Here is a 7,653-nt window from a genome sequence, read left to right on the forward strand (position 1 = left end):
ACCTTGGCCACCGCATATTGGCCAGCGCGGAACTCCTCCTGAGGGTTGGACAGCTCCAGCGTCACGCCGATTGAGCGCGTGCCCGGCTCGGCCGCGGGTGCGATGCGGCTGATGCGTGCCTGCACCGGCTGGTCTGAACCCTCGACCCGGATCTGTACCGGCATGCCGGGCTTGAGCCGGCTGACCTCATGGGTGCCGACCAAGCCAGCCAGCTCCAACCGACTCAAATCGACAATGCTCAGAATCTGCTGCTCGGGTGATAACTTCTCGCCGGGCAAGGCATGGCGCTTGGAGACCACGCCGTTGATCGGTGCCACCAGCGCCGCCTGACGCAGCGTGACTTGGACAGTGTCGAGCTGGGCCTTGGTCGCAGCCACCTGGGCGCGGGCCGCCTCCAGGCTGGCGCGCGAGATATCCAGCGCGGTGGCGGCGATGAACTTCTGTTCCGCCAGGCCCTCATTGGCCTTGAACTGGCGCTCGGCCTGCTCCGCTTGAGCGCGCGCCGATTCAACGCTGGCGCTGCGCTCGGCGACCCGAAAGCGCAACTCCTCCAGGTCGAGCTGGCCCAGGATTTGGCCGGCCTTGACACGGCTGCCCTCACTGACGTTCAGATTCAGCAGCGTCCCGGTCGATTTGGCCCGCACAACCACCGTGCCCGGCGCCACCAGGGGGCCGGAGAACTCGATCTGCGCCGGCATGCTGACCAGGGTCGGCTTGACCACCTCGGCCGGCACAAACTCCAGCGTCACGGCGGCCTTGTCATCAAAGGGCTTGGTGGCAGGCGCAACGCCAGACTTGCCCGCCTGATCGCCGCCCTTGCTGGCAAACACCGTGACAGCTGCGCCAGCGATCAAAACCACGGCAGCGACCCCGCCAAAAAGCCATTGTTTGCGCATGGTTCATCCCCTATCTATCTGTTAACCAAAGTGGCCGCAGTGTAGAGACGGGCTGCGGCGCTCGCGAGCGGCATCGTGACGAGCTGCAGATAACTGGGGACGACCTGCATGCGGCCGCGATCAAGTGGGCCTCAAACCGCGCGGCGGTCCCAGACCAGGCTGCGCCAGCAGCATAGTGCGCTGCCCAGGGCGGCCAGCGCCGCCACCCAGAACACCGACGCATAGCCGAAATGCGACACGCCCCAAGCGCCGACCAAGCTGCCCAACACGCCCGAGCAGCCATAGCCCAAGACCGAATACAGCGCCTGGCCGCGGCCGCGCAAGGGTCCGGGGAAGTAGCGCGTTACCAAGGCGATGCAGGCGGTGTGCTGGGCGGCAAAGGTCAGCGCATGCAGGCATTGGGCCAACACCAGCACCGCCAGACTGCTGGCGAAGGCGGCGGTCAGGCCGAAGCGCAGGGCGGTCGCCAGCGCCGCCGCGATCAGCCAGTGATGCAGGCTGCCACGCTCCATCATGCGGCCCTGCAGTGCAAACCAGGCGATCTCGACCAGCACCGAGGCGGCCCACAACAGGCCGACGATTTGCTTGCCGTAGCCGAGCGAGTCCAAATAGAGGCTGAAGAAGGTGTAGAGCGCCGTATGCGCCAGCACGGTCAGAAACACACCGGCAAAGAACCAGCTCACCTCGGGCCGGCGCATCACCTCCTTGATCGGCGGCCCCGGCGCATGACTAACTTGACTCTGCACCGGCTGCTGCGGCAGCCGCCAGGCCATCACGACGACCAGGCCCAGCAAGACCAGAGTGGTGGCGGCAAAGGCCTGCATGCCAAATCGCTCGAACCACCAGCCGGCCAACAAGACGGTGGCCAAAAAGCCGACCGAACCCCAGACCCGCACCCGGCCATAACGGCGCGCATCCATGCCGCCGCTGGCCGTCATCAGCTGGGCCGCGACCAGCACCTCCATCAGCGGCACGATCGCCGCATTGAAGCTGAACATCAGGAAGGTCGCCGCCGCCAAGGTCCCCACATTGCCCCAGGGCGGCGGCAGCATGAAGCCCAGAGCAGCGACGAAGCTGGCGCAAGCGGTCCACCGAATGATGCGGATGCGCTGGCCGCTGCGGTCGGCCAGCGCGCCCCAGGCGTAGGGGGCAAACAGCCGGGTCCAACTGGCCAGCGAGACCAGCAGGCCTATCGTCACCACCGACAGGCCCAGCTCCTTGTACCAAAGCGGTGCGTAAGGATTGAAGCCGCCGATGGCGGCGAAGTAGGCAAACGACAGCGCGCTGCAGGCCGCCAGCATGCGTTTGGAGGCGGCGGCTTCGGCCATCAGGCCCTGACGTTGGAAGCCGCGATCGCCTCGATCGGCAGTTGCACATCGCCGCACTGCGCGCGGTGGCGCAGCGCGTGATCCATCAAGACCAGGGCCAGCATGGCCTCGGCGATCGGCGTGGCGCGGATACCAACGCAAGGGTCGTGGCGGCCGAAGGTTTCAACGCTGGAGACCTCACCGGCGCGGTTGATCGACGCTTTGGGCGTGCGGATCGAGCTGGTCGGCTTGATCGCCAGCGACGCGACGATGTCTTGGCCGGTCGAGATGCCGCCCAGCATGCCGCCGGAGTTATTGCTCGCAAAGCCCAACGGCGTCAGCTCGTCGCCATGTTCGCTGCCACGCTGGGCGACGACGCCGAAGCCGGCACCGATCTCGACGCCCTTGACCGCATTGATGCCCATCAGCGCGTAGGCAATGTCCGCGTCGAGCTTGTCGAACAGCGGTTCGCCCAAACCTACGGGGACGCCGGTCGCCTCCACGCGGATGCGCGCGCCGACCGAGTCACCGGACTTGCGCAGCGCGTCCATATAGGCCTCCAGCTCCTCGATCTTGCTGAGATTGGCGGCGAAGAACGGGTTGCTATTGACATGTTGCCAGCCCTCGAACGGGATCTCGATCTCGCCCAACTGCGTCATGCAGCCGCGCAACTCGGTCCCGTATTTCTCCTTCAGCCATTTGCGCGCCACCGCACCGGCGCCGACCATCGGCGCCGTTAGCCGGGCAGAGCTGCGGCCGCCGCCGCGCGGGTCGCGCAGGCCGTATTTGCGCCAGTAGCTGTAATCGGCGTGGCCGGGGCGGAAAGTGTCGAGGATGTTGCCGTAGTCTTTGCTGCGCTGATCCTGGTTTTTAATCAGCAGGCAGATCGGCGTGCCGGTGGTCAGGCCTTCATAGACGCCGGAGAGGATCTCGACCGCGTCGGGCTCGTTGCGCTGGGTCACATGGCGTGACGTGCCGGGCCGGCGACGGTCCAAGTCGGGCTGGATGTCAGCCTCGCTCAGGGCCAAGCCGGGGGGGCAGCCATCGATCACACAACCAATCGCTGGGCCATGGCTTTCGCCGAAATTGGTGACACGGAACAACTCGCCGAAAGTACTGCCTGACATGGGGAACCTGTTTTGCTGGGGGCGCCTGGATTCTATCGGTCGCCAAAATAAAAAGCGGCCCGTGGGCCGCCTGCTGCAAAACCGAAATCAAAGTTTCGATTCACCCGCGCGCTCGGGGTTATCTTCGAGTGGCCAGTCGCGGATATAGGCCTTCAGCATGCGGTTCTCAAAATCTTGCCCATCGACGACCGCCTTGGCAACGTCGTAGAACGAAATCACGCCCATCAAGGTCTTACCGTTCAGTACCGGCATATAGCGGGCATGGCGCCCCAACATCATGCGGCGCACCTCGTCGATTTCGGTCTCGGGCGTACAGGTCAGCGGGTGGTCGTCCATCACGCTGCGCACCCGCAGCGTGCCGACCGAGCCGCCATTCTTGACCACCGCCACGATCACCTCGCGGAAAGTCAGCATGCCAACCAAATCGCCATGCTCCATCACCACCAAGGAACCCATATCGCGCTCGGCCATCGTGGTCACCGCCTGTGACAAGGCCTCTTCCGGCGTCACGGTGAACAGCGTGCCCCCTTTGACCCGCAAAATATCGACGACTTTCATGCGCTGACTCCTGAATGAGTGGGCCGCCGATGTGGCTCAAACCCGAATTAGTTATTGGTTAGAAACATAGCACACAATGCGCGCACCTAACACCTGGGAGACACCATGTCAGGCTATGCCGACCCCGCTTTTGACACCTTGGCGCTACACGCCGGAGCCGCTCCCGACCCCACGACCGGCGCGCGCGTCACGCCGCTGCATCTGAGCACCTCGTTTGTGTTCGAAAACGCCGAACACGCCGCCTCGCTGTTCAATATGGAGCGCGCCGGCCATGTCTATTCGCGGCTGTCGAATCCGACCACCGCCGTGTTTGAGGAACGGGTCGCAGCACTCGAGGGCGGCGTCGGCGCAATCGCCACGGCAAGCGGCCAGGCGGCCCTGCATCTGGCTATCGCCACGCTGGCGGGAGCCGGCTCGCACATCGTTTCATCCGGCGCGCTCTACGGCGGCTCGCACAATCTCTTGCACTACACGCTGCGCCGCTTCGGCATCGAGACAACGTTTGTGCGGCCCGGCGATATTGACGCTTGGCGCTCCGCCATCCGCCCCAACACCAAGCTGCTGTTTGGCGAGACGCTCGGCAACCCCGGCATGGACCTGCTGGACCTCCCGACGATTGCGTCCATTGCGCACGACGCCGGCTTGCCGCTCTTGGTCGACTCGACGCTGACGACACCCTATCTGATGCGGCCGTTCGAGCATGGCGCCGATTTGGTCTATCACTCGGCCACCAAGTTCCTGTCCGGCCACGGCACGGTGGTCGGCGGTGTGCTGGTCGACAGCGGCGCCTTTGACTGGCAGGCCGCGCATGACAGACATGGCCTATTCCCCGAACTGTGCGAGCCTTATGCGGGCTTTCACGACATGGTGTTTGCCGAGGAAAGCACGGTCGGCGCCTTCCTGCTGCGCGCCCGCCGAGAAGGCCTGCGCGACTTCGGCGCCTGCATCAGCCCGCACACCGCCTGGCTGATTCTGCAAGGCATCGAGACGCTGTCACTGCGGATGCAGCGGCATGTGCAAAACGCGCAAAAGATTGCCGAGTTTTTGGCCGCTAACGAGATGGTCGAGCGGGTCGGCTATCCGGGACTAAGCAGCCACCCCAGTTTCGAATTGGCGCAGCGCTTGTTGCCGCGCGGCTGCGGCTCGGTGTTCAGCTTTGATCTGAAGGGCACGCGGGCACAGGGCCGCGCCTTCATCGAAGCGCTGCAGATCTTCTCGCATCTGGCCAATGTTGGAGATTGCCGTTCGCTGGTGATACACCCGGCCTCGACCACGCACAGCCGCATGGATGACGCTGCTCTGGCAATCGCCGGCATCGCACCCGGCAGCATTCGCCTGTCGATCGGACTGGAAGACGCCGATGACTTGATCGCCGACTTGAAGCGCGCGCTGAAAATCTCCGCCAAGGCCTAGGAGCAAAGCCCATGAAACTGATCGTCAACGGCCATGAAGCCTATGCCTACACCGGCGGCAAGCCTCTCGACACCGCCCTGCCCCCCATCGTTTTCATCCACGGCGCGCTCAATGACCACAGCGTGTGGACGCTGCTGGCGCGCTGGTTTGCTCACCATGGCCGCGCGGTCCTTGCGGTCGACCTGCCCGGCCATGGGCGCAGCGGCGGGCCGCCTCTGACCAGCATTGCCGACTTGGCCGACTGGGTCTGGGCCCTGCTTGATGCGGCGGGCGTTCAGCCAGCGGCGGCCCTGGTCGGCCACAGCATGGGTTCACTGATCGCGCTGGAGGCAGCGGCACGCCAACCGGAACGAGCCAGCCATCTGGCCCTGCTGGCCACGGCCTATCCGATGAAGGTATCGGAAGCCTTGCTGAAAACCGCGGCCGAGCAGCCGAACAAGGCCATCGCCATGGTCAATCAATTCTCGTTTTCAAGTTGGGCCAGCAAGCCGTCCTACCCCGGACCGGGTGCCTGGCTGCAGGGCGGGGAGATCGCGCTCAAGCGGCGCATCCAGAGTCAGCAAACCGCGCTCAATCTGTTCGAGCATGACTTCAAGCTTTGCGATGCCTACAGCGGCGGGCTGGAGGCAGCCGCCAAGGTGAGCGCGCCCAGTAGCCTGATTCTGGGCGCGCGCGACCAGATGACGGCACCCAAACAGAGCAAGGCCTTGGCCGAAGCGCTGAAGGCCAAGACCGTCATGCTGCCGGCCGGCCACTCCCTGATGGGCGAAGTGCCGGACGCCTTGTTGGCGGCGCTGCGCGTCGTGCTGAAGAGTTAGGCCAAGCCCAAGATCGGCCGCAGCTGTTTGAGCATGTCGGTGCTCATCGCGCGCAGGTCGTAGTGCAGCTGCCAACCCCAGTCGCGCTGAGCCTCGCTGTCGTCAATGCGCTGCGGCCAACTCGCCGCAATCGCTTGGCGGAAGTCCGGCGCATAGCTGATTTTGAAGCCCGGCAGCTGCAGCGCGATCTCGGCCGCAATCTCGGCCGGCGTGAAGCTGACGCCGGCCAGGTTGTAGCTGCCGCGTTGCTTGATGCTGGCGGCCGGCGCTTCCATCAGCTCGATGGTGGCGCGCAAGGCGTCAGCCATATACATCATCGGCAAGCCCTGACCCTGCTCCAAAAAGCAGCTGTATTGGCCGGTCTTCAGCGCCGCGTGAAAGATCTCGATCGCGTAGTCGGTGGTGCCGCCGCCGGGCGGCGTCTTGTAGCTGATCAGGCCGGGGTAGCGCAGGCTGCGCACATCGACGCCGTGATTCCTGTGATACCAGGCACACCAGCGCTCACCGGCCAGCTTGGAGATGCCGTAGATGGTGGTGGGGTCCATGACGGTGGTCTGCGGCGTGTCCAGCGCCGGCGTCGAGGGGCCGAACGCGGCGATCGAGCTGGGCCAGAAAATGCGGTCCAACTTTTGCGTGCGTGCCAGCTCCAACACATTGAGCAGGCCCTTCATGTTCAGATCCCAGGCCCACATCGGATGCTTCTCGCCGGTGGCGGACAAGGCGGCGGCCAGGTGATAGATCTGCGTGATGCCGTGGCGTTTGACCACGCTGGCGAGTGCCGCCGCATCGGTCACGTCCAGCATTTCATGGGTCAGCTCGGGCACCCGGCCCTCGGGTGCCAGATCGCTGGTGATGATGGTGGCATTGCCGTGGCGCAGGGCCAGGGCCTGGGCCAGCTCGGAGCCGATCTGGCCGTTGGCGCCGATGATGAGAATTTTTGTGGTGGTGCTCATGGCTGGATCAGACCCAGTTCACGGCCGGCTTGAGTGAAGGCGCTAACCGCCAGTTCCAACTGCTCGCGCGAGTGGCCGGCCGACACCTGCACGCGGATGCGCGCCTGGCCCTTGGGCACCACGGGGAAGAAAAAACCCACCGCGTAAATGCCTAACTCCAAGATGCGTGCACTGAGCTGTTGCGCCACGACCGCGTCGTGCACCATGATGGGCACGATAGCATGGGTGCCGGGCTTGATCTCAAAACCGGCTGCCTGGATCGCCGCACGGAAGTAGGCGGTATTGGCTTCCAGCTTGTCGCGCAGTTCGGTCGAGGCCTCCAGCAGATCGAGCACGGCGATGGAGGCGCCGACGATGCTGGGTGCCACCGTGTTGGAAAACAAATAGGGCCGCGAGCGCTGACGCAGCAACTCGATCACCTCGCGCCGGCCGCTTGTGAAGCCACCCGAGGCGCCGCCCAAAGCCTTGCCCAACGTGCCGGTGATGATGTCGACCTTGCCGAACACATCGCGGTATTCATGCGTGCCGCGCCCCGTTTTGCCGACAAAGCCGCTGGCATGGCATTCGTCGATGCCGAGCAG

The 7,653-nt window shown here is 64.7% G+C and carries 8 protein-coding genes; 2 read left to right on the top strand and 6 right to left on the bottom strand.

The features are described 5' to 3' along the window. The 4 genes from RMO57_RS06400 to RMO57_RS06415 form a co-directional block, all read right to left on the bottom strand. The coding region (locus tag RMO57_RS06400) for an efflux RND transporter periplasmic adaptor subunit (protein WP_310385242.1) at nucleotides 1–896 on the bottom strand (896 nt) is incomplete at its 3' end. A 131-nt stretch (nucleotides 897–1,027) separates the two neighbouring features. After that, on the bottom strand, nucleotides 1,028–2,224 hold the full coding sequence (locus tag RMO57_RS06405) for an MFS transporter (RefSeq protein ID WP_310385243.1): 1,197 nt from the start codon (nucleotides 2,222–2,224) through the stop codon (nucleotides 1,028–1,030). Next, nucleotides 2,224–3,330 carry a chorismate synthase gene (gene aroC, locus RMO57_RS06410; RefSeq protein ID WP_310385244.1) on the bottom strand — a complete coding sequence of 369 codons (1,107 nt, stop codon included), beginning with the start codon at nucleotides 3,328–3,330 and terminating at the stop codon, nucleotides 2,224–2,226. The genes RMO57_RS06405 and aroC overlap by 1 nt, the downstream gene beginning before the upstream one ends. Before the next feature lie 87 nt (nucleotides 3,331–3,417). After that, nucleotides 3,418–3,888 carry a CBS domain-containing protein gene (locus RMO57_RS06415; RefSeq protein WP_310385245.1) on the bottom strand — a complete coding sequence of 157 codons (471 nt, stop codon included), beginning with the start codon at nucleotides 3,886–3,888 and terminating at the stop codon, nucleotides 3,418–3,420. Nucleotides 3,889–3,993: 105 nt separating this feature from the next. Between RMO57_RS06415 and RMO57_RS06420 the strand changes: the two genes are divergently transcribed. After that, on the top strand, nucleotides 3,994–5,301 hold the full coding sequence (locus RMO57_RS06420; protein WP_310385246.1) for an O-acetylhomoserine aminocarboxypropyltransferase: 1,308 nt from the start codon (nucleotides 3,994–3,996) through the stop codon (nucleotides 5,299–5,301). 11 nt (nucleotides 5,302–5,312) lie between these two features. After that, on the top strand, nucleotides 5,313–6,119 hold the full coding sequence (locus RMO57_RS06425; RefSeq protein ID WP_310385247.1) for an alpha/beta hydrolase: 807 nt from the start codon (nucleotides 5,313–5,315) through the stop codon (nucleotides 6,117–6,119). On the opposite strand, the gene RMO57_RS06430 is transcribed toward RMO57_RS06425, so the two are convergent. Then, nucleotides 6,116–7,072, bottom strand: a complete 957-nt coding sequence (locus RMO57_RS06430; RefSeq protein WP_310385248.1) for an NAD-dependent epimerase/dehydratase family protein — start codon at nucleotides 7,070–7,072, stop codon at nucleotides 6,116–6,118. The two genes, RMO57_RS06425 and RMO57_RS06430, sit on opposite strands and share 4 nt — an antisense overlap. Further along, nucleotides 7,069–7,653: aminotransferase class I/II-fold pyridoxal phosphate-dependent enzyme (locus RMO57_RS06435; RefSeq protein ID WP_310385249.1), on the bottom strand; the 585-nt coding region annotated here is incomplete at its 5' end. The genes RMO57_RS06430 and RMO57_RS06435, both read right to left, overlap by 4 nt.

Origin of the sequence: Roseateles sp. (genome assembly GCF_031397715.1) — a bacterium.
Taxonomy (GTDB): Bacteria; Pseudomonadota; Gammaproteobacteria; order Burkholderiales; family Burkholderiaceae_C; genus Paucibacter_A.

Excerpts from the sequence above, each read along its gene's own strand:
- RMO57_RS06420 (WP_310385246.1), top strand. The coding sequence starts at position 3,994 with ATGTCAGGCTATGCCGACCCCGCTTTTGACACCTTGGCGCTACACGCC.
- aroC (WP_310385244.1), bottom strand. The coding sequence starts at position 3,330 with ATGTCAGGCAGTACTTTCGGCGAGTTGTTCCGTGTCACCAATTTCGGC.
- RMO57_RS06415 (WP_310385245.1), bottom strand. The coding sequence starts at position 3,888 with ATGAAAGTCGTCGATATTTTGCGGGTCAAAGGGGGCACGCTGTTCACC.
- RMO57_RS06405 (WP_310385243.1), bottom strand. The coding sequence starts at position 2,224 with ATGGCCGAAGCCGCCGCCTCCAAACGCATGCTGGCGGCCTGCAGCGCG.
- RMO57_RS06430 (WP_310385248.1), bottom strand. The coding sequence starts at position 7,072 with ATGAGCACCACCACAAAAATTCTCATCATCGGCGCCAACGGCCAGATC.
- RMO57_RS06425 (WP_310385247.1), top strand. The coding sequence starts at position 5,313 with ATGAAACTGATCGTCAACGGCCATGAAGCCTATGCCTACACCGGCGGC.